The sequence below is a fragment of the Vibrio sp. A1-b2 genome, from assembly GCF_021726015.1.
GTDB lineage: Bacteria > Pseudomonadota > Gammaproteobacteria > Enterobacterales > Vibrionaceae > Vibrio > Vibrio diazotrophicus.
This window is the reverse complement of the sequence record NZ_JAKKCI010000009.1, coordinates 131,069-154,896: the sequence shown is the minus strand read 5'-3', so window position 1 is coordinate 154,896 and position 23,828 is coordinate 131,069. Positions and strand designations below refer to the sequence as shown.

15 protein-coding genes are annotated in these 23,828 nt (G+C 42.9%); 5 read left to right on the top strand and 10 right to left on the bottom strand.

The window, feature by feature from the left end; translation table 11 throughout:
- Positions 1-34: 34 nt before the first annotated feature.
- The 7 genes from L3V23_RS17420 to L3V23_RS17390 form a co-directional block, all read right to left on the bottom strand.
- Positions 35-4,873 carry an NAD-glutamate dehydrogenase gene (locus L3V23_RS17420; RefSeq protein ID WP_102966576.1) on the bottom strand — a complete coding sequence of 1,613 codons (4,839 nt, stop codon included), beginning with the start codon at positions 4,871-4,873 and terminating at the stop codon, positions 35-37.
- Between the two features lie 185 nt (positions 4,874-5,058).
- Positions 5,059-5,277, bottom strand: a complete 219-nt coding sequence (locus L3V23_RS17415) for a DUF2835 domain-containing protein (protein WP_081878676.1) — start codon at positions 5,275-5,277, stop codon at positions 5,059-5,061.
- Positions 5,278-5,352: 75 nt separating this feature from the next.
- Entirely contained in the window at positions 5,353-7,959 is a 2,607-nt protein-coding gene (gene pepN, locus L3V23_RS17410; protein ID WP_102966577.1) for an aminopeptidase N, read from the bottom strand.
- A gap of 155 nt (positions 7,960-8,114) precedes the next feature.
- Positions 8,115-8,789, bottom strand: coding sequence for a hypothetical protein (locus tag L3V23_RS17405; protein ID WP_102966578.1), 675 nt, complete (start codon positions 8,787-8,789; stop codon positions 8,115-8,117).
- A 144-nt stretch (positions 8,790-8,933) separates the two neighbouring features.
- Positions 8,934-10,940 (bottom strand): carboxy terminal-processing peptidase, encoded by a 2,007-nt coding sequence (prc, locus tag L3V23_RS17400; RefSeq protein ID WP_102966579.1) that lies wholly within the window; start codon positions 10,938-10,940, stop codon positions 8,934-8,936.
- Positions 10,941-10,957: 17 nt separating this feature from the next.
- Positions 10,958-11,584, bottom strand: coding sequence for an RNA chaperone ProQ (proQ, locus tag L3V23_RS17395; protein ID WP_042482463.1), 627 nt, complete (start codon positions 11,582-11,584; stop codon positions 10,958-10,960).
- A gap of 99 nt (positions 11,585-11,683) precedes the next feature.
- A complete protein-coding gene (locus L3V23_RS17390) occupies positions 11,684-12,157 on the bottom strand; it encodes a GAF domain-containing protein (protein ID WP_042482467.1) in 474 nt (157 codons plus the stop codon).
- Between the two features lie 124 nt (positions 12,158-12,281).
- Between L3V23_RS17390 and L3V23_RS17385 the strand changes: the two genes are divergently transcribed.
- From L3V23_RS17385 to rsmF, 4 genes are all read left to right on the top strand, one after another.
- Positions 12,282-14,081, top strand: a complete 1,800-nt coding sequence (locus tag L3V23_RS17385) for an ABC transporter ATP-binding protein (protein WP_102966580.1) — start codon at positions 12,282-12,284, stop codon at positions 14,079-14,081.
- A 33-nt stretch (positions 14,082-14,114) separates the two neighbouring features.
- Entirely contained in the window at positions 14,115-15,371 is a 1,257-nt protein-coding gene (locus L3V23_RS17380) for a paraquat-inducible protein A (RefSeq protein WP_237292657.1), read from the top strand.
- Positions 15,364-18,027 carry an MlaD family protein gene (locus tag L3V23_RS17375; protein ID WP_237292655.1) on the top strand — a complete coding sequence of 888 codons (2,664 nt, stop codon included), beginning with the start codon at positions 15,364-15,366 and terminating at the stop codon, positions 18,025-18,027. Before L3V23_RS17380 ends, L3V23_RS17375 begins: the two co-directional genes overlap by 8 nt.
- Before the next feature lie 181 nt (positions 18,028-18,208).
- A complete protein-coding gene (gene rsmF / locus L3V23_RS17370) occupies positions 18,209-19,633 on the top strand; it encodes a 16S rRNA (cytosine(1407)-C(5))-methyltransferase RsmF (RefSeq protein WP_237292653.1) in 1,425 nt (474 codons plus the stop codon).
- Between the two features lie 221 nt (positions 19,634-19,854).
- On the opposite strand, the gene L3V23_RS17365 is transcribed toward rsmF, so the two are convergent.
- Entirely contained in the window at positions 19,855-20,688 is an 834-nt protein-coding gene (locus L3V23_RS17365) for a S1-like domain-containing RNA-binding protein (protein WP_042482480.1), read from the bottom strand.
- Positions 20,689-20,801: 113 nt separating this feature from the next.
- Here L3V23_RS17365 and L3V23_RS17360 point away from each other — a divergent pair, with 113 nt between their 5' ends.
- Positions 20,802-22,154, top strand: a complete 1,353-nt coding sequence (locus tag L3V23_RS17360; protein WP_042482483.1) for a hypothetical protein — start codon at positions 20,802-20,804, stop codon at positions 22,152-22,154.
- Positions 22,155-22,178: 24 nt separating this feature from the next.
- Here the strand turns inward: L3V23_RS17360 and L3V23_RS17355 are convergent, their stop codons facing one another.
- A complete protein-coding gene (locus L3V23_RS17355; protein WP_042482485.1) occupies positions 22,179-22,664 on the bottom strand; it encodes a DUF4442 domain-containing protein in 486 nt (161 codons plus the stop codon).
- Positions 22,665-22,808: 144 nt separating this feature from the next.
- Positions 22,809-23,699: a putative PEP-binding protein gene (locus tag L3V23_RS17350; RefSeq protein WP_102964448.1), complete on the bottom strand. Its 891-nt coding sequence runs from the start codon at positions 23,697-23,699 to the stop codon at positions 22,809-22,811.
- Positions 23,700-23,828 lie beyond the last annotated feature (129 nt).

Genomic DNA, 23,828 nt, shown 5'->3' with positions numbered 1-23,828 from the left:
TAATTATTGTCTTATTCGGCTAACAATTCAAACTTTATTCAACCGCTTGGCAGTTTAAGTTGAGCAGCATCAATTCTCTTAATGCAACAGAGAATTTCGCAAACTCATGGACTGTACCGACTTTGAACTCATTGAGGATATTTTCCCAACGGTGTAAAGAGACTGAATTTGCTTCCATCCACTCATCCAGCGCTTTGATGACGTCCAACTCACCACTTGCACATTCACAGTTAAGCACTTGTGCGGTTAGTTGACGTTGCTGCCAATCCAGATCTTCTCTGAATGCTGCACGTGCCAATACTTGCCAGTTATTGTCTGTCGCTTGGTTATTAATCTGTTTCAAGAACCAGTGCAGAGACAAGCGGTCGCCAAGGTTAAAGTACAGTTTGGCTGTTTGCTCAACTGTTTTCTGTTTTTCCTTAGCCACTGTAGATATATCCAGTACTGAGTGTAAGCTAGACAAACGAGCCACATAGTTAGCCAGTTTAGGTTCGATACCTTTATCGATCCAAGCCTTAGCCATAACGTTGTGCTCTTCTACTTCTTCAGCCACAAGAACATCATCAAGTTTGTTGGCGATAGCTTCTACATCTGCTTTGTACAACTCAATCAAATCACGAACTGATTGTTTGCCCGGACGATTACGTAACAACCAACGAGATAGACGGCGCAGAGTACGGCGAACATGGAACATCACTTCGTATTGCGTTAATGCATCAGCTTTGTTATCCAGCTTACGGACTTCTTCAAGCACTGAACCTAACTTGTAGATTTCACGGGCAGCAGCGTATGCATTAGTAATATCGACAGCGTTTGAACCTGTTTCCTCCTGCAAACGAGTAACGAAGTTACAACCCATTTCGTTAACCATTTGATTCGCAAGCGCTGTTGCAATAATTTCAGCACGTAGCGGATGGTTCTGCATGTGTTGTGAATAGTTACGACGTAACTCAGTTGGGAAGTATTGCATTAGCTGCTGAGCATGGAACTCGTCATTCGCAATCTCTTCACAAGCCAATTCGTCTTTCAACACCATCTTGCCGTAGGCGACCAGTACAGAAAGCTCTGGGCGCGTTAAACCTTGACCAAGTTTTTCACGCTCAAGCAGTGTTTCGTCATCAGGAATATATTCCAATGCACGATCCAAATGCCCTGCTTTCTCCAATTGGTGAATAAAGCGAATCTGTTCTTTAACGACAGCAACACCTTGTTGCTCGGTCACAGAAATCGATTCTGACTGAACATACGCATCTTCAATTACGATCGCGCCGACTTCGTCTTCCATTGATTCAAGAACTTGGTTACGTTGCTTGATCGTCATGTCACCATTTGCAACCAGACCATTGAGGAAGATCTTAATGTTCACTTCGTTATCTGAACAATCCACACCACCAACGTTATCAACGAAATCGGTATTCACTCGGCCGCCTTTCAGTGCGTATTCTACACGTCCAAGCTGAGTCATACCTAAGTTGCCGCCTTCACCGACAATCTTAGCGTTGAGATCACGGCCATCGATACGCAATGCATCGTTTGCACGGTCACCCACATCGGTGTGCGTTTCACGCGAAGATTTAACGTAAGTACCGATACCGCCGTTCCATAACAGATCAACTTCCATGCAAAGGATCATCTTAATCAGCTCATTTGGAGCAACCGATCCTTTTTTAGTCCCTAACATCTTCTGAATTTCAGGCGTTAAGGTAATGGATTTTGCCTTACGTGAGAAAATACCACCGCCCTTAGAAATCAACTTAGGGTTGTAGTCTTCCCAGCTAGAACGTGGAAGATTGAACAAGCGATTACGCTCTTCCCAACTGCTTGCTGCATCTGGAGTTGGATCAATAAAGATATGTAAGTGGTTAAATGCACACTGTAGACGAATGTGTTTTGATAGCAGCATACCGTTACCAAATACGTCACCCGCCATATCACCGACACCAACTGCAGTGAAGTCTGTGGTTTGACAATCAATACCTATTTCGCGGAAATGACGTTTAACTGATTCCCAGCCGCCTTTCGCGGTAATACCCATCGCTTTGTGGTCATAACCATTCGAACCACCAGAGGCGAAAGCATCACCTAACCAGAAGTTGTATTCCGCAGAAACTGAGTTAGCAAGGTCAGAGAATGTTGCAGTACCTTTATCTGCCGCAACAACCAAATACGGATCGTCTTCATCGTGGCGAACTACGCTCACAGGTGCAACAAGATCGCCTTCTACAATGTTGTCTGTAACGTCTAATAGCGCACGAATAAAGCGTTTATAACAACGCTGACCTTCAGCGAAAATTTCATCACGAGTGTTATACAGGTACTGTTTCTTACAAACGAAGCCACCTTTTGCACCTACAGGTACAATTACTGTGTTCTTAACTTGTTGTGCTTTTACCAGACCAAGGATTTCAGTACGGAAATCTTCTTGACGGTCAGACCAACGCAAGCCACCACGCGCTACCTTACCGCCGCGTAGATGCACACCTTCAATATCTGGTGCGTAGACGAAGATTTCAAAAGCAGGCACAGGTGCCGGAATCTCTGGGATCTCTTTTGGCTTCATCTTTAATGCTAACCAAGGTTTTGGTTGCTTATCTTCATCCAATTGGTAGTAGTTGGTGCGGTAAGTCGCTAGGATCATTTCCATGTAGCGACGAATGATACGGTCATCATCAAGACTTTCTACATGATCTAACTGTTCTGTGATCTTGTTAATCAGTTCAGTTTGACCTTTTTGAGCGCCTTTATGTTTAGGATCAAAACGACGTACAAACAGATCCACCAAGCCTTTCGCCACATCAGGATAGTGACTCAATGTATCTTCGATGTATTGTTGGCTGAATGGGAAACCCACTTGGCGCATATAACGAGCGTAAGCACGAAGAATCGATACTTCTCTACCAGTTAATGAAGCGCCTAGAACTAAACGGTTGAAACCGTCGCTTTCCAGATCACCATACCAAATAGCCGCAAATGCTTGTTGGAAACGATCACGAGCTTCACGAAGATCAACTTGGTTTTCACTCTTATGAAGCATTGAGAAATCTAGGATCCAATAAACCTGACCGTTTGACTTGATCACTTCGTATGGCGATTCACCAATCACGCGCAAGCCCAAGTTTTCAAGCATTGGCATCACATCAGAAAGATGGATAGGTTCATCACGGTGATACAATTTCAGGCGTACCGCTTTAGAATCTTTGGTTTCTTCTTGCGGACGGTAGAACAGCATGCCCAGTTTGTTTTCTTCATTGAGAGCTTCAAGGCGCTCAATATCTGCAACCGCAGAAGCTGGCATTACATCTTCTTTATATGAACGAGGGAATGCATGAAGATATTGTTTTGAAAGCGGTAAACCTTTGCTTTCGCCACAGTTCGCCACGATCGCTTCAGACAAACGATCATCCCAAGTTGTTGATGCTTCCATTAAGTTTTGCTCTATTTTCTTCACATTCACGTCCATATTGTTGTTATCAACACGAACGATGTAATGAGTTCTTGCAAGTGGGCTTTCAGAGAAATACGTTGTGAACTCGACTTCTTGTTCACAACCAAAATACTGTTTAAAAATGCGTTGAGTCTGACGACGCAACTCAGTGTTGTAACGCTCTTTTGTTACATACACCATACAGCTAAAGAAACGGCCAAACGGGTCTTTGCGTACAAACAGACGTAGAAGATCTCGGTCCTGCATTTGTACAACACCCATACCGACTTCTAACAATTCTTCTTCGGTCGCTTGAAGAAGTTCATCGCGTGGGTAGTTTTCTAGAATATTGTGCAGTGCTTTATAAGCGTATGAACCAACACGGTAACGGCTAGCGCTGAGTATACGTTCCACTTTTTCGCGGATCAGAGGAATGCTTTGTACGGCTTGGTTATATACCGCTGATGTGTACAAACCTGTAAAGCGGTGCTCGCCGACCACCTTACCGTTTTCATCAAACTTCTTAATACCGATGTAATCGGTATACGCCGGACGATGGATACGAGATTGCTTATTGCCTTTAGTTAGAATTAATAAGTAGGCTTTTTTCGCTTCTAGACGGGCTGAATCTGAAAACTCAGATAGTTTTACTGAACGAACGCGATCACTTTGTGAGAAAAGACCAAGCCCCGCTTCATCAGTAGGTCTTAGTGTGGTGTCGCCTTCAATCTCAACAAGATCGTATTCTTTGTAACCCATAAAGGTAAAGTTATGATCACCTAACCAACGTAAGAATGCCATGGTCTCCTGAAAACGATCAGATTCAGGAAGACGATCAACATTTGCTTCAAGTTGACTGATAACTTGATCCAGTTTATTTACCATAGGTTTCCAGTCTTTAACGACCAGAGCAGTATCAAGCAGAATATCTAACAGTTCATCCTGAAGAGTTTTCATCTCCGCTTTATTGCTTAAACGATCGACTTCAATATGGAATAAAGACTGAAGAGGCCCTTCTCCGTTATTGATACTCTTGATTGCGCCTTTATCATCACGATCAATTTGAGTAGGACCATTTAGCATCAGGTGGGCAGTTAAATCTAGTCGGCTTAATGCCATCTTAATAGAGTCAACATGGAAAGGACCATCAGGAACAACAATCTCGACAATCGTATGGGTAGACTCCCAACCATGTCGGCTTACTGTTGGATTGAAAACTCGAACAGAGTAATCATCGCTCTTCTTCTCACAGATATGATGCCAAAGGCTGACAACTGCACCGTATAAATCCGATTCATTTCGTTCAGCTAAATCATCTTGCGATACATTGCTAAATAAATGTTGAGCGAGTTGAGTAACCAAAGGTTGTTGTTTTTGCTCAAGTTTGTCTTGAATCAGTTGGTAAACTTTTTCAAGTAGAACCGGCATCAAAGTCTCACGCGCGGTCATAGGCGACTCCAGATTAGAATTATGTTTTGTAGGGGATGCAGTAAGAATATAACCTACCGCTGGTAATGCATGTTTTATTGTAAAAGTTTTAGGAACTAAACGTTAATATTTTTAACATTTCTACACAGCCAAATGTTTGAGAATGTGACTAAGATTCCTATTTAAACATCTGGTAATAACTTTCTTCATAGCATTTCTAACTTTATAAACTTGTTATTTTGGTCAGTTATCAATCTAAATCGACCTTTTACTCCAATTTGGCTAAGAAATGGCCGAAATCTTGATGCTGGCAACTGCAAACGCAATCCCTGCTCTGTTGCAACTAAAATGGAACTTGCCGCTCCCGAATAATGTGCCAAATAAGCTTGATACGAAATGTTGAGTGAAAAATAGTAATGCTTCATAGACCAATCACCGCAGCGATGAATTGTGGTTTAGAAATAAAAAAGGTGGCATCGAAATGCCACCACTGCCGATTGTTAATCTTCTAGCGCTTTAGAGACTTTTTCATAAAGATCTCGCGCTAAATTATCCATCGCTTTTAACGCTTCAAGCTCTTTTCTAATTAATCCTTGTCGCTCTTCATCGTATTTACGGAATTTAAGCAGAGGGTCAATTAAACGTGAAGCCACTTGAGGGTTACTACTGTTGAGCTCGCGAAGTATTTCGCCCGCAAAACGATAGCCTTCACCACTCTTCGCATGGAAGTTAACCGGGTTGTTATTTAAGAAAGCACCAATCAGATTACGAGTGCGGTTTGGGTTCTTCAAACTGAACGCTTCATGATTCATCGTTTTCTTAATCACTTCTAGTGCATCACTCGCCGGGTTGCAACCCTGTAGAGTAAACCACTTGTCCATCACTAAACCGTCATGTTTCCACTTATTGCTGTAATCCGCCATTTGGGCTTCACGACATGCAAGCCCTGCACTGTTCGCCGCAGTCATGGCTGCGATAGTGTCAGTCATATTGTTCGCTTGGTTGTATTGTTTCTCCACTAAAGCATTACCTTGCTCAGTGTACGCTAGGTAGGACAAACAGATATTACGTAATGCGCGTTTACCAATGGCTTCATGGCTAATGGTGTATTCATTTTGTTTTAGCGTTTGATATGTTGCGCCTAATTCATCTTCAAGTTCAGTCGCAAGAATAACTTTGAATGCTTTAAGCACATTGGCAATCGCATCAACATCTACACACTTGTACCAACCAGACACTTCGTTATGGCTCGGTAGTGAAAGCATCTCGGCAACAAATGCAGGTTCTAAAGAATCACTCAATAAAACACCGCGGAATGCATCGACAACAACAGCAGGTAATTCAACCTTTTGTCCTTGTTGTTCGCGAGTTACATTGTCACGAATATACTTAGCCATTAATATTTGACCAGCATCCCAACGTGCAAATTCGTTAGTCGCATTGGACATTAAGAATACTAACTCTTCATCTGAGTAGTCATATTCCAACTTCACCGGAGCAGAAAACTCTCTTAGTAACGATGGGATTGGTTTTTCTGTCACGTTCTCAAATACAAATGTTTGCTCCGCTTGAGTAACATTCAGCACATTCGCAACAGTATTACCTTTGCTTTGCAAAGGAATCACACTTCCATCTTTTGCATAAAGCTCAACGTCAAAAGGAATATGCAGAGGTTGCTTCTCTTTTTGATCGTGCGTTGGTTCTGTCGATTGACATACCGTTAGCGCATACGTTTTTGCTTCTGCATTATATTCGCTGCTAACTGATACCGTTGGAGTACCCGACTGGCTGTACCATAAACGGAACTGCTTCAGATCAACACCGGATGCATCTTCCATCGCAGCGACAAAATCTTCACACGTTGCGGCTGTACCATCATGACGCTCGAAGTATAACTTCATACCTTTTTGGAAACCTTCCTCACCAAGCAAAGTATGCATCATTCGAATCACTTCGCTGCCCTTTTCATACACAGTCAATGTGTAGAAGTTATTCATTTCTATCACTTTATCTGGACGAATTGGGTGCGACATTGGGCTTGCATCTTCTGCAAACTGCGGGCCACGAATAATGCGAACATTGTTGATACGGTTCACGGCACGAGAACCTAAATCTGAAGAGAACTCTTGATCGCGAAATACCGTTAAGCCTTCTTTCAAGCTTAACTGGAACCAGTCACGACAAGTAACGCGGTTACCTGTCCAGTTATGGAAGTATTCGTGTCCAATCACTGCTTCAATACCAAGATAATCAGTGTCTGTTGCCGTTTGATCATTGGCCAATACAAACTTCGAGTTGAAAATGTTCAACCCTTTGTTTTCCATTGCGCCCATATTGAAGAAATCAACCGCGACGACCATGTAGATATCTAAATCGTACTCAAGACCAAAACGTTTTTCGTCCCACTTCATTGAGTTAATCAAAGAAACCATCGCGTGGTGCGCTCTGTCTAGGTTGCCTTTATCAACGAAGATTTCTAAATCTACGTTGCGGCCAGACTGAGTAACAAACTTATCGTGCAGAACATCAAAATCGCCCGCTACTAAAGCGAATAAGTAAGCGGGTTTTGGATGCGGATCTTGCCATTTCACCCAATGGCGACCATTGTCTACTTCGCCTTGTTCAACTTTGTTACCGTTACTTAGCAGGTATGGATATTGAGCTTTATCTGCAATGACCGTTGTGGTGTATTTCGCTAAAACATCCGGGCGATCTAAATAGTAAGTAATTCTGCGGAAACCTTCAGCTTCACATTGCGTGCAGAACGCACCACCGGATTTATACAAACCTTCTAATGCAGTGTTTGCCTCAGGGTTGATCAGAGTGACAACCGTTAACTCGAACTCAGCCGGTAGCTGACGAATCTCTAAACCAGCTTCCAGCTCAGTGTATTCGTTCCAATCAACGCCATTTACTTTCAGCGCTTGTAACTTAAGGTCTTCACCATCCAAAACTAAGGTTGTGCTGTCCTTCATTTGTTTAATTTGTGAAACAGCAGTCACCGTCGTCTCTGTGTCATACAGATCGAAAGTCAGTTCGATTTGAGAAATGGTATGGGATGGTTGAGTATAATCTTTACGATATTTGGCTTGAGGAGTGTGAGCCATTGCCGGAATCCTTTTGACATAATGATATGTGACAATTACAGATCTTAGGCTTGTTATTGCCAATAACAACCCCTAAAAGAAAAAAAGAGATACCCATCACTGGCTATCTCTTATAAATAGAATTCAATTGGTTAATAAACATTCGATTGTCGCCGTCAACGAATTCGATTTAAAACCGCATACATAGAGCCGCCTTCCATATCCAGAGTTAACTGGTCCTGCTGTAGCGTATAGCGAGTATCTTGTTCGCCGTCTTCATACAGCAAAACAAGGTGGTCCCCTTCCATGTAATACACACCTTGATGGGTCGTTTCGTTTCCATCACTACCACTGGCTTTAAACAGAAACACAAAATCCGGTTGAAGAATGAGTAACACTTCCGTGAGTTTATCGGCATACAAATCCCGACCGGACAGTGAAGTGCTAGACCACATTCCTGCTAAAGCGTTGGGTAAAGCTTTGGTAAACGTTACACCATTTAAAAACAGCAAATTGTGGTTACTTTGATATTCATAAACCTGAGGATCATCGCTATTTAATCCGAGAATGAGCGTATCACTGTTTGCTGTATACATACCTTCCCAGTGGTCGACACTGTAATCCTTCTTCTGAATATCAATGCTGAAGGTATAGTCGGACTCAAAGTTCAGCTTGATGGCGAGGAAGTTTTCCTCTGATTCCTCTGGGGCTGGATTTAACAAATACCAATCGCCAAGAAGAAACGGCTGATCAAACTGCGTTAAATCTTTAATCGGCCCATTCATTGAACCAAAGGACAGGCCTGTTATCGTCAAAGCAATACAGGCAAAAATAACGGTTATCCATTTCATAGCGATCTCCCTCACTTTTCTTAAGCTTAGGATCGCATGTTAGATTTCGCTAAATTATTTGATACACATCACATTTAGTTGCATATGGATTTTAGGCATGAAAAAAGCGAGCTAACCAGCTCGCCTTTTATTACATTGAGTTTTCTATTTTTTTGCCGACTTCAGCATATCAACCATGATAGATACTGACTCGTTCAAATACGCATCAGGCACTTCATAATCTTTCGGCACGTCGTCTAAACTTTTGTATTCTGCTTTTCCAGCATCAACTTGACGTTTGTTGATTCGAGCTAAACGCTCTGCATCGGCTTCATCACTTTTCTTCTTACGAGCTTTTTCGTTTAAAGACAGCGCGTTGTCATCTTTTTCTGCTTTATATTTAGTAATATCTTGTTGGATAAAACCAAACTCAAGATCAGAGGCAATACGTTGCTGATGCTTTTGCGTCAATGAAGCAATAAGTGCTGAGAAATCGTGAAGTTTAGAATACTTCGCTTGATCAATGCTGTCCCAAGGAAGCGCATTTGGCTCGACACTCTCACCCGTTTCAGCAGCATCAATTGCAGCTGGGAACGCAATGTCAGGTACTACACCTTTGTTTTGCGTACTACCACCGTCAATGCGATAAAACTTCTGAATCGTGTATTGCACATAGCCCAGCTCTTTATCGAACATATCGTAAATATGATTCAAAGAACGATGCTGCTGAACTGTACCCTTACCGAATGAGTTCTCGCCAAGAATAATAGCGCGACCATAATCTTGCATTGCCGCAGCAAAAATCTCAGAGGCAGAGGCGCTATAGCTGTTGATCAATACCGTCATTGGACCTGAATAACTGATCTTTCCGTCGGTATCGCTGTTTACGTTCACGCGACCATAACTATCACGAACTTGAACAACAGGACCACTGGTAATAAACAAACCGGATAATGCCGTCGCTTCTGTTAAAGCACCGCCACCGTTATTTCGTAAGTCAACGATGATTCCGTCCACTTTGTCAGCTTTTAACTGAGTAATCAGTTTATCGGTGTCTTGAGAAAGGCCAACGTAGAAACTTGGTACTTCTAGAACACCAATCTTTTTACCAACCTTTTCAATCACTTCTGATTTAACGGCTCTATCTTCTAGACGAATCTTATCGCGGACAATTGTTACAACGTGACGTTTTACATCCTTACCATCAGGTAGAATTTCAAGATTAACCTTAGTGCCCTTCGGACCTTTGATTAACTGAACAACATCATCCAATCGCCAGCCGATAACATCGACGATATCTTCACCATCCTGACCAACGCCAACAATACGATCGCCTTCTGACAATTGCTTGCTGCTTGCAGCTGGGCCACCAGTAACCAACGAAGAAATAACCGTGTAGTCATCCGTCATTTGTAAAACGGCACCAATTCCTTCCAGAGATAAGCTCATCTCTGACTGGAATTGTTCTGCATTACGTGGTGATAGATAGCTGGTATGAGGATCAATTTGGCGAGCAAACGCATTCATGTAAAGTTGGAAAACATCTTCACTATGAGTTTGAGTTAGGCGTTTGATAGCATTGTTGTAGCGTTTTGACAGCGTCTCTTTGATTTCAGGCCACTCTTTGCCTGTCAATTTTAGGCTCAAAGCATCGTATTTTACGCGCTTGCGCCATAACTCATCAATTTCAGCTTTATTCTTAGGCCAAGCCGCTTTAGAACGATCAATTTCGATGGTTTCATCAGTGTTAAATTTGATTTCTTTATCGAGTAATGACAAAGCATATTTAAAACGTTCGAAACGCTTAATCATCGACAAGTTATAGATTTCAAACGCAATAGCGTTGCTACCTGCCTTGAGTTCATCATCTAATTGAACAGCTTTAGACTGGAAAGAATCGATGTCAGCTTGAGTGAAAAGACTGCGGTTGTAGTCAAGAAGCTCAACGTAACGTTCAAAAATCTCCTGAGAAAACTGATCGTCGAGATTGAAATGCTTGTAGTGAGAACGAGTAAAACGAGAGGTTACCCTTTTACTTGCTGTTTCATGTTGAGCTTCAGGAGCAAGAACGGGTAAATCTTTCTTTTGAATTTGGGCTTCAACAGCCTGAGCTGAAGATGCTGCTAGCCAAACGCTAGCAGCAATCAGAGTCCATTTTGAACGGCATTTCATGCGTAGGAGTTTCTCCTTTAGGCGCGCAAGTGCTCCGCTTTTACAACCATTTGTAGGCCGTTACCAAGTTGAACACGCACGTCTTCCTTATTGATTTCAACAATGGTCGCAGCCATGTTGCCTTTACCCATGTTGATGTTCACTTCTTTACCAACAATGATTTCGTCAGCATTCAAAGCTCTTGTTTCAACAGGTTTACTTTCTGGTTTTGGCCCTTTGTTTTGAGGACGGCGAGGCTGAGCTGCTTTCTTAGCTTTTGGCTTAGCTTTCGCTTCTTCGCGAGCTTTTTTACCTTGTTCTTTACGACGAGCGTCAACACGAGCTTTACTTTCTGCCAACGCTGCTTGTGCATGTTCTACATGTTGCTCTTCAAGCTCTCCACAAGCATTTCCGTCTAGGTCTACACGAACCGCACCAGGTTTTACGCCGTGTAGGTAACGCCATGAAGAAGTGTACTGTCTTAAAGCTGCACGAAGCTGAGTTTTACTAACTTTTGGATCTTCGCCAAGGCGTTCAGCAAGATCTTGAAAAATACCAATTTTAAGAGGCTTCGCTTCACCCTCTAAAGTAAAGCATTTAGGGAAACATTCAGCAATGTACGCAATAACTTCTTTGCTGTTTTTTAACTTTTCAGTGTTTTCCATGAGGATTCCTGGTTTATGCGGCTTGTCCGCGAGCATTAAGAGTAAATATGTTCGGTATTATAGTGACCTGAATACGAAAAACCACAGGCAAAAGACAATTTATGCCTTGTTAGCCTGTGAATTGAGCAGCTTTTCAACTTCTGTCATCAAAAATGTCAGTCCTTCCTCATCAATTTCGGAAAAACGACCCACACTTGGACTGTCAATATCGAGAACACCGACTACTTCACCATTGATTGAAAATGGAATAACAATCTCCGAATTGCTGGCAGCGTCACACGCAATATGACCTTCAAACTCATGAACATCATAAACACGTTGTACACTATTAGTTGAAACTGCTGTACCGCATACGCCACGTCCGACAGGAATACGCACACAAGCAGGTTTACCTTGGAATGGACCTAATACCAACTCACCTTCTCGCATCAGATAGAAACCAACCCAGTTAAGGTCTTCTAATTCCATGTTGAGTAGTGCGCTTAAGTTAGACAAGTTCGCAATCAAGTCCTTTTCTGATTCTAGTAGTGCGACAGCTTGTTTTGTTAAGCGGTGGTAATGTTCTAATTTCATATAAACTAAACTTCCAATTGAAAAATAAAGACTTCACTTTAGGTTTTAAATGCCTTTAAGTTTTGATTACCTAAAGGTTTTACATATAATGCGCCAAAACTAAATAGGATTCATTCTCATAAAGATGGCAAATTCCACAAACACTATTAGCCGTTCTTGGCTAATAACACAAGCGAAAAAGCATCAATCCAAGCTATTGTTTGCCAATGTAATTGCGATTGTTGCAACGCTAATCAGTGTGCCCATCCCACTGCTTATGCCTCTCATGGTTGATGAAGTGCTGCTAAACCAGCCTTCAACCGGTATCGAGATGATGAATGGTGTTTTGCCATCGTCTTGGCAAACAGCAACAGGTTACATCGTCCTCACTCTAGTACTTGTCGTTCTCATGCGAGCGGCGAGCCAGATGCTCAATATTCTACAAAGCCGACAGTTCACACTTGTCTCTAAAACCATCACCTATCAGATGCGCAGCAAGATGATAGATAAGTTGGGGCGAATTAGCATAAAACAATACGAGACTCGCGGAAGCGGTGGAATAAATGCCCATTTGGTTACAGATATTGAAACCATAGACCAATTTATCGGGTCTACGTTAAGTAAATTTATTATTGGCCTGTTAACCGTCAGCGGAACTGCGATCGTTTTATTGTGGATTGAGTGGCGCTTAGGGCTCTTTATCCTATTAGTAAACCCTGTCGTGGTTTACTTTTCGCGTTTGCTTGGTAGTAAAGTCAAACACCTGAAGAAAAGAGAAAACCAAGCCTTTGAGCGCTTTCAAAACAGGCTGGTAGAAACCCTCGATGGTATTTATCAACTTAGAGCGGCCAACAAAGAACGTGAATTTCTTACAGAGCTAAAAGAACAGGCCAACGAAGTACGTTTAAGTGCGGACAAATATGCATGGCAATCCGAAGCGGCTGGCCGCTTATCATTCCTGCTGTTTTTGCTTGGATTCGAGTTGTTCAGAGCGGCGGCCATGCTCATGGTAGTGTTCAGTGATCTTTCTATTGGGCAGATGTTTGCGGTGTTCGGCTATTTGTGGTTCATGCTTTCACCTGTTCAGGAACTGTTGAGCATTCAATTTTCTTGGTATAGCGCCAAAGCCGCGCTTGGCCGAATCAACGCTCTACTTGATTTAGAAGAAGAACATCGCCCAGTCAGTAAAATCAATCCATTTACTGAAGACAAAGAAGTAGAAGTGACGGTTTCAAACGTCAATTTTTCATATGACGGTGAAAACAATGTGCTCAAGGATTTGTCTCTTAATATCCCATCCGGTAAAAAAGTTGCACTGGTCGGAGCAAGTGGCGGAGGAAAATCGACTCTAATACAGCTACTGATCGGTGTTTATCGGGCGAACTCAGGGCAAATTCGTTTCAATGGCGAGACATGCGACGACATTAGTTTCGATGTTATCCGTGGGGAAATTGCCGTTGTTCTACAACAACCTATACTCTTTAATGACACTTTAAGGCACAATTTGACCCTTGGTGGAGAACATGATGAAGCTGAACTGTGGCGCGCTCTTGAAATTGCGCAAATGCAGGATGTAATTAGTAAGCTGGATCATGGGTTAGATTCTCAAATCGGGCGTAATGGTATCCGTCTGTCCGGTGGTCAGCGTCAGCGTCTAGCCATTGCACGCATGGTTTTAAGTAATCCAAAATTCGTCATTTTAGACGAAGCGACATCAGCACTCGATACCGCAACAGAAAGTGCCTTACATAAGGCATTGAACGAGTTCTTAAAAGGACGAACCACTTTGATAGTCGCGCACAGACTTTCAGCGGTGAAACAAGCAGATTTAATTTATGTATTGGAAGATGGACGCGTTAGCCAAGCTGGCACACATAGAGAACTGGTTGAGCAAGAAGGGCTATATCAAACTCTCTACGGTTCGGTGCAATCCTACGCCAATTAGTTACATTGACACATTAAGTTCAAGGGGTATCTGATGAAAGTGAGAGCGATAGAAAAACATCTATCCACTCCTTCTGGAATACGCCTTTGCCAAGGGTGTGAGTTGCCCGTGGACGTCATTAGCGTAGAGAAAGGTAAAAGTGCATATTGCCCTCGGTGTGGTACGCAACTTTATCGTGGCGGGCAACCTTCCCTATCAGGCAACTTAGCTTTGGCTATTACCTGCCTATTGTTGTTTATACCCTCTCACTTTTTCGATTTCATTCGTATTCGCCTAATAGGCGTTATGATTCCAGCAACACTACCTTCCGGTGTAGAAGCACTCTATAACGAAGGATATGTCGGCTTAGCACTGCTCGTGTTTTTCTGTGCTTCGCTCGCTCCATTTATACTTTGCTGCAGCGTGGTAGGTGCACACGTTGCGTTAAGACACAATAATTTCGCCCTAATGCGCTATTCGCTGCTACTGATCTCTAAGCTTAAGCCTTGGGTTATGATCGATGTATTTCTAGTGAGCATTGCGGTTTCGTGCTTCAAACTGATTGATATTTCAGACGTTTTTGTTGGCCCCGGGCTGTACGGACTGGTTCTGCTACAGATATTTACCGTTCTGCTAATCAGTCGTATCAGTGTAAGACGTTATTGGGAAGCTTGGCGACCAGAAACTGAATATCCGCTCGAAGTGAAACATGTGCACTGCCACAACTGCCATCTCTCTCAACCGGAGAGTTCAAATTGCATTCGTTGCCATCAGAAGCTCTACCACAGAAAGCCTAATTCCATTGAAACGACTTGGGCGTACTTATTGGCCGCTACGGTTTCGATTATTCCAGCCAACATTCTGCCTATTTCAATCTTGTTAACCAACGGACAAAGACTCGAAGACACCATATTTTCGGGTGTAGCATCACTGATTAACAGCGGCATGATTGGAATTGCAGTCATCATTTTTGTGGCAAGTATTGTGGTACCGGTCGCCAAAATACTTGGCTTAACTTATCTACTACTTGCCATAAAATTTAAGCGAAGCGTCTTTTTCCGCCAAAGAATGATCATATACTTTGTTATCAAATGGATAGGAAAATGGTCCGTAATGGACCTGTTTGTTATTTCTATAATGTTAGCGGTCGTTGATCGTGGGCAGTTGCTCGATTTTACTCCCGGATACGGTGCCATTGCTTTTGGAATGGTTGTGGTGTTGACGCTGTTAGCAGCAGAAAGCCTCGATCCAAGACTCATTTGGGATAACTACCGCGACGATAACAATAAACAAGAGTCAATTGATGAATAAAAATATTACTCAGCAAACCTCCTACAAGCCAGATGTCAAAAAGAACAAAGGAATCTCTCCTTTGTGGATTTTGCCTATCCTCACCGTCGTGCTGGCTGGTTGGTTAATAATGAAATCTATCCATGATGCTGGTGAACGCATTCAAATTTACTTCTCTAATGCACAAGGTCTGGTAGCTGGAAGAACACCGGTCCGCTATCAAGGCTTAGAGGTCGGTATGGTCAGAAACATCAAGTTGTCCCCTAACTTAGACAGCATTTATGTCGACACCGACATTTATCCGGATGCGAAAAGACTGCTTTCTGAAAAGACCCGCTTTTGGTTAGTAAAACCCACCGCTAGTTTGTCTGGTATTTCCGGTCTTGATGCTTTGGTATCGGGTAACTACATTGCTATTGACCCGGGAGATGAAATTGTTAAAGACAATGATTATGATGCAGACGACCATCCTCAAAGCTATCGCGCTCTCGACTCTGCACCTTCAGACTTGCTCGCCAATCAAGGGTTAACCATTACTTTGAAAGCTCGAGATTTGGGTGGAATTTCTGTTGGCTCGCAAATCGTCTACAAAAAGATCCCCATCGGTGAGGTATACAACTATCAACTGGCCGATGACAATCAGTCTGTAATTATCGATGCGTCCATTCAAGAGCAATATCGCAATGTCATAACGACGGAAAGCCGTTTTTGGAACGTAAGTGGTATTGGCGCTAACTTAGGTTTAGGTGGTGTTGATATTCGTATGGAAAGTGTAGCTGCTTTGTTAGGTGGGGCTATCGCCGTTGACTCTCCTGACGAAGGAGAACCCGCTGAACAAAATTCTGAATTTAAACTTTATCCGGACCTCAGAACCGCCGGACGAGGTGTCGCCATTAAGATTGTTCTGCCAGATGATAACAACATCAGTGTTTCTGGTGCGCCAATTATGTACAGAGGGTTGGAAATCGGTCAGATCACCAATCTGCAGTTGGATGAAGAACGCAAAGAAATTATTGCATCTGCCGCTATTCAACCTGCCTTCAGCGATATGCTGAACAGTGGCAGCAACTTCATTCTTGAAGAAGCAAAAATCGCACTGACAGGTGTTGAGAACCTAGGCAATCTTATAAAGGGCAACTATCTAACTCTGGTTCCCGGTGAAGGTGATCGTTCTCGTCATTTTGTGGCAGTGCGTAAGCAAGAATTTAACCGTACTCAGGCGAAATCCGTCGCCTTAAAACTTATCGCCGACAGCTCATTTGGTCTGAGTGCTGGCACCGATATTCTGTATCGCGGCGTTGCGGTCGGTAGCGTTACAAAAGTCTCCCTTAAGCCTGATAACGTTGAGTTCGATGTGCTAATTGATGAAGAGTACGTTCCATTTATCGGCTCAAATAGCCGCTTTTATGTTACAGGTACTGCAACCGCCGAACTGACAGAATCAGGGTTAAACGTTTCTATTCCTCCAGCTAAACAGCTACTGACGGGTTCAATTAGCTTTGTCAGTGAAGGCAGTAAGCAAATTCAGTTACAATATCGGCTTTATCAAAGCCAATCGTTAGCTGAATTGGCGAAGTACAATCAGTCTGGCACTCAAACATTTACCTTAATGGCGGAAGAACTTCCTCCAGTCAGTGCGGGTAGCCCACTTCTCTATCGCAACCTGCGAGTGGGGAATGTAGCAGGCTACACGCTGACGTCTAAAGGGGTTGAGATTAAGGTAAAAATAGAGAATCAGTACAAGCATCTAATTACGAGTCAAACTGTATTTTGGAACCGTTCAGGTGTCGAAATTGATGCATCGCTGGCAGGAATAAGTGTTAAAGCTGCGCCTCTGCAAACATTGATTCAAGGAGGGATAGCGTTTGATAACATCAGTGGTGTTGATAACAAAGTTAATGACAAATGGGTGCTTTATCCAAGCTATCAACAAGCACAAAAGTACGGTAAAACCATTACTCTTACAGCCTCTGGCGATGTGGCGGTTCCTGTCGGTACAAACATCAAATACCAAGGCGTATCTGTAGGTGAAGTGGTCAGCGTCACGCCAAGTTTCACTGCAAATAAGATTGCGATTTCCGCTCGAATTAAACCTGAATACAGCAAGAACATTGCAACAAAAGGATCAGTATTCTGGATTGCATCAGCGAACGTTAGCTTGACTCATGGTATTGAAAACATCGAGAACCTGCTAAGCAAGTCTATTGAGGTTAAGCCGGGAGATGGCGATCCAACCTATTCATTCCCGTTGTCAGAACTGCCATATAAGAAAACCAGTATCTCGTTTACCCTACAAAGCGAAGATAAAGGCTCGGTTTCCGTTGGCACCCCTGTTTTGTTTAGAGGCATGGATGTAGGTCGAGTAACTCGAGTGCAGTTAGGAAACCTTGCTGACAGAGTGATTTCGACTATCGAAATTGAACCTGAGTACAGCTATCTCATTCGCCAAAACAGTGTCTTCTGGAACGTTTCAGGCGTGGACGTTTCTATCGGTTTATCGGGTGCGGATATCAAGGCAGGTACGTTTGACAGTATTGTTCGCGGTGGTATTACCTTCTCAACACCAGAACAAAAACAGCTCATGCCTGCTGCCAAAGCGGGACAGTCGTTCTACTTGTACTCGCGCGCTGAAGAAGGTTGGAAACAATGGCGCACACCTATTCCTCAACCAAACTAGTCTGCAACCGGACTAGCAACTTCAAAGTAGTAAGAAATAAGCGTGGAAACACGCTTTTTTCATTTATCTGCTTAACAACGCTTAACCCAGCAGTAAAACCACGACTTCAAATAAAACTGTGATGCCGCTATAATCTGCCGCCTACTACCTACTCTGCCCTTTAGCTAATCGAGAATACGTTTTGCATCCTAATATATCCTTCCCTGAGTTGTTCCTATCTTCAATGGCCGAAATTCTTCCTCCTGAGTTAAACATGGAAGATTTCATTGCAGCATGCCAAAGACCGCTACGTAAAAGTGTTCGCGTAAACACATTGAAAATCTCTGTAGAGGAATTCAAAAAACGCGCTGAAGATAAACGCTGGGCTTTAGAACCTGTACCTTGGTGTGATACTGGTTTCTGGATTGATGCTGACGAAGGTGACGTTCCTCTGGGGAATACCGCTGAACATATGGCAGGCTTGTTCTATATCCAAGAAGCCAGCTCTATGATGCCTGTATCTGCACTGTTCACCGCTGAAGACAGCCCTTATGTGTCAGTGCTAGACACTGCGGCAGCACCGGGCTCTAAAACAACGCAGATTGCAGCCTTAATGCAAAATAACGGTATTTTGGTAGCGAATGAATTCTCAGCCAGCCGTGTAAAAGTCCTACATGCCAACATAGAACGCTGCGGCATTCGCAACACTGCGCTGACCAACTTTGATGGACGAGTGTTTGGCAGTTGGTTACCAGAGCAGTTTGATGCCGTGCTGTTGGACGCTCCTTGTTCAGGCGAAGGAACCATTCGTAAAGATCCGGATTCTTTGAAAAACTGGAGCAAAGAATCCATTCAAAGCATTGCAGATACACAAAAAGAACTGATTGAAAGCGCATTTCAGGCCCTAAAAGTCGGTGGGGTGCTTGTTTATTCAACCTGTACATTAAGCCGTGAAGAAAACCAAGATGTCTGCCAGCATCTTAAACAGACATTCGGCGATGCGGTCAGTTTCGAATCCTTAGCTTCGCTATTCCCTGAAGCCAATAAAGCATTAACAGAAGAAGGTTTCCTGCATATATTCCCACAAGTTTATGACTGCGAAGGCTTCTTCGTGGCTCGAATCCGCAAGAATGGCAGTGTTGATACGCCAGCAGTCAAAAAACGCTTAGGTAAGTTCCCGTTTGAAAAAGCCAACGCGAAGATCTCAAACGACGTGAATCAAGAGCTGAAAAAATGCTTAGGTATTTCGCTGCCAGAAAACAGTTCCGTTTGGCTTCGTGACAACGATGTATGGTTATTCCCTGATGCATTAGAGCCAATGCTGGGTGAGCTACGTTTCTCGCGTATGGGGATTAAGATTGCTGAAACGCACAAAAAAGGCTATCGCTGGCAACACCAAGTCGCAACCACTCTTGCAACGGGTAATGAAGCTTGTTGTATTGAACTCTCGATTGAAGACGCCAGAGAATGGTATATGGGGCGTGATGTTCGTCCACAAGGGCAAAGTGGCCAAGGTGAAGTCATCGTCCGCTTTGGTAACGATGTGATTGGATTAGGAAAATGGGTCGGTAACCGAGTGAAAAATGGTTTACCAAGAGAGCTTGTTAGAGACAAAAACCTATTCTAAAAAGCAAACTTCTCTTTTGTAAAATCAAACTATAGTATGAAATTCTAGTTAACCCTCGCTAAACGAGGAGCCTGTACTACACTTATTTGTAAGTGGAAATTAGCGCAGGCTCTCCGGAGCCATTCCCCTAGGCCCAAAAATGCTAAGCATTTCGGGCCTTTTTTTATTCTAGGGAAACAAGGTTATTCAGGAGGAACAAACAGAGCTATAAAGCTTGGCATTTAAGCCAAGCGGATGCCATCTTGCTCGATAACAATCTTGCCTTGTTTATACAAAGTACCGATAGATTTCTTAAACGTCCCTTTACTGGTACGGAACTCAGCAAAGATAGCTTCAGGCGTTGATTTATCACTTAATGGCATTGAACCGCCTTTCTTAGCCAGAGTCTCTAAAATCTTCTCGCTCAAGTCGTCCATCTTCTCAACACCGATCTTCTGCAAAGAGAGATCAATTTTGCCATCAGGGCGAATATTCTTGATGAAGCCTTTCAGCTTTTTACCAATAAATAACTTACCAAATACATCTGAAGGGAAAATCATTCCCCAATGCTCGCCATTTACTATTGCTTTGAAGCCCAAGTCTGAACGTTCAGCGATAATCAAATCAACCTGCTGGTTCTTGGTGTAATTAGCTGGTGTTTTATCCAACCATTTATTGAACTTAGTGGTACCAACGATACGACCAGACGCTTTATCTGTGTAAACATAAACCAGTACGCTTTGACCCGGCTTAAAGCGTGTACGTTGCTCGCTAAATGGAAGCAACAAATCTTTATTTTTGATACCCCAGCTTGCAAACGCGCCAGTGCTGTTAACACTTTCAATCGTCATTAAGCCCCATTCACCCACTTGAGCCACAGGTTTTTCAGTTGTAGCAGCCAATTGGTTGTCTGAATCGAAATACAAAAATACGTCAACATAGTGTCCGAGTTCTACGCCCTCAGGAGCCATGCGTTTTGGCAACATTGTTGTGCCATATTCGCCCGCATCTAAAAACACGCCAAACTCAGCGATTTTTACCACTTCTAGACTGTTAATCTTGCCAACGTTAATCATTAATTACTGTCTCACCTCAAATTTGCAGAGATTATACGTTATCTCTGTTATGCTTTCGCCTGTTCATCAGAGAAAATTTCGTTATTTTTTTCGAAGATAGTTAGGAGTTATTGTTGATCACGGTAGATAAGCAAGATGCGGTTACGTTAAAAATCACCACTGAGATGTCAGAAAGCAAAAAACTGGACTTAGACATGTATATCTTTGTTCCGGGCGAACTAGGACTTACCTCTGACGTAATGACTGAGTCTGAATTTTTTTACAGCTCCATTCATCAAAAACGCTCCTACTACAGTGACAAAATTCTTCTCCCACTTGTACACAGTCGACTTGCCCAACGTGGCAGGCTCTCTCCAACACAGTACCGTGTAAGTTTAAGTTTGTTTGCTTATCAATATGTTATCGCATTAGATAAAGCCGTCAGTCAGCTCAACCTTTCAAGTGACAGCGTCACTGAAGATGAGGTTGATACTGTTATAGAACTCTCTTTAGACATACTTAAACGACTACGCCGAAGCATTCCGTACGAAGAAGGTTTGAAGCGTTACTACGCAAATATCGATAACTACCTCTCTTGGTATACTGAACAAAAATTCTTATCCATGGTGTCTCAGCTGACTCGTGATAAAGAATATAAAACTATAAAAGAGCGCCTGATTACCTTGGTTGAAAGGGAGCAAGCACACCGTACTTTGAACAACTATAACTCTGTCAAAGCTGATCAGGACATTACCCGCTTGAGTAACAAAATGCGTTTGCTACGTCGTTTGATAGAGCATCCGATTATTCTTACTGAGAAAGTGACCTCTTTAGGTAAGAATATGAGGCGCGCAGTCAAAGGCTTAGCGACGGGGTTAGTGATGGTGTTTGTGACTATCACAGCGATTCTGGCAAGAGATTATTGGGGAGAAATCACTGCTTCATTCATTATTGCTATGTCTTTTGTCTACGCTTTGCGTGAGATTTTTAAAGACGATTTGAAAGACATGATGTGGCGTTGGATTCGCAAAGGAAAACCGAAGTGGCGTCGACGTTATTTCGATCCGACAACCGGCAAGCAAGTGGGTCAAAAAATCGAATGGCTCGACTATAAGCCCCTTTCTGCTTTAGCCGATCGCATCAAAATAATACGTAAGAAACGCGTGGTTCAGCGGGAAGAGCAAATTCTCCATTATCGCTCCGAAACAGAAATGACAACGTCACGTTTCATGAGCGGCTATGAAGAAACTCGAGATGTAATGCTGATCGATCTGCGTGCCCTAACCCGCTTGATGGATAAAGGTTCCAACCGTATTTATCGGCTGAGCAATGGTCAGGTAAGCCGAGAATCCGTCGAAAAACGTCATTTAATCAACTTAATCATTAAAGAAGACGGACACCAGCAAAGCCCTCGTTACTATCGTTGGAAAGTGGTACTCAACCGAAGCAAGATCGTCGATATTGAGAAAACCGAAATCCAACAATAATCGGGCTTTGCTAGTTAAATCAGGCTATCCGCGCTTATTAATGCGCTTAAGCGACAAGGTTAACAAAAACTCCGCCATTGGCTCATCTCCATGTAAAGATGGGCAAGTGGCAACAATTTTTACGTCTTTATTAATTCGCTCACCTGTTGCTATGGTTTCGTCCAGCATTGCATCTATCAGTTCGCCATCATTACAGTGAAAGTGCACATCCGCTTCCGGACGTTTAAAAAACTCCCCTTTGACAGCTTTAAAAGCCAATGACACCTTTTCGCCACGTTGCCCTGCTTTGTCCATAGCCATAAAGCCACCAGCTACGTCTGCGCCTACAGCGAGCACACCAAAGTACATGCTGTTCAAATGGTTTTTGTTGCGTCGTTTTAAAGGAATACGGATTTCTATCGATTTATCATTGAGAGATAAAATTTGAGGGCGGCATGCCCAAATCAAAGGAACTTTAAAAAATCCAAATGACTTGAGATACCAATTTGCTTTAGTAAGTGTAGAGAGCATGTTTCTGACCTTTTAAGGTATGTTGTTTTATATTTATTCGGTCAGTTAAAGGGATGCAGGATAAAGTGTCAACATTTCGCTAACAAAATTAAGAGATCAGTGATGCTCTCACCAATCTCTTAATTCTCAATCAAGAACAGCGAGTTAAAAGTTAAAAATAGACTCTGGCTGGATGTTTTCTACAAGATGTTCCTGCAGTTTCGGATAGTTTTCCAAACCACGAGTAACAACCACTACAGGCTTTTTAGCCAAGTTTGCAGCAGTTACAGCAAGGTTCGCTAATTGACTTACCGCTTCGCTTTCTGGGTTATATAAATAGCTAATCGCATCATTATGTTTATCCACCGCTAACGTCATCTGCGTCAGGTCGTCCCAATCGATGACAACACCATCAAAGTACTGCAGCAGTTTCTCTGCAACCAACGCAGCCGAAGGCACACTACAAACATACAGCACTTTCAGACCATTCAAACCACGTGGTAAACCTTGTTCAGCCAGACGATCAATAATGGTTGCAGCATCGCTCAACGCTCTGACAAACGGTACAACGATCTCTACGTTATGACCTTTCTCTTGCAGTGCTTTGATGACCTTGCACTCTAGAGCAAACGCCGGTGAATACTTGCTAGAAGCAAATCGAGACACACCGCGAACACCCATTGCTGGGTTAACTTCATCTTCTTCTATGCTTCCGCCAATCAGTGCTTTAAACGCATAGCTGTCTGATGAGCTTAAACAAATTCGAATTGAGGCATGTTCAGCACTGATCGACTGCGTAATGCGTTCTACAAGAACTGAGACAAAATGTTCTTCGATCGACAGTCCGTTGAGCAGAGATTTCAATGAGTTTTGTTCTAACTCAGGAAGCAACTCTACTCCACCCGCAGCCAATGCAGGATGGTAGAACACACTCTCTGCAATCAATTCAGACAGCGATATAAATAAGGCATGGCTACTTTGCTGTGGCTCCGCATTTGGCAGGGTATTTCCCAACACCAATTCTTGATGGATGATTCCTTGTTGTTCAAAACTCATTACTGCTCCAATTACCGTTTTGTTGTTAGTTCGAAAATACCGAGTCAAAGAGAGAAAAACAAGCATATATTCAATAGTTATGATGAAAAACTGAATATATTTTCACTTTACACTTTTTATGAGCGTCAA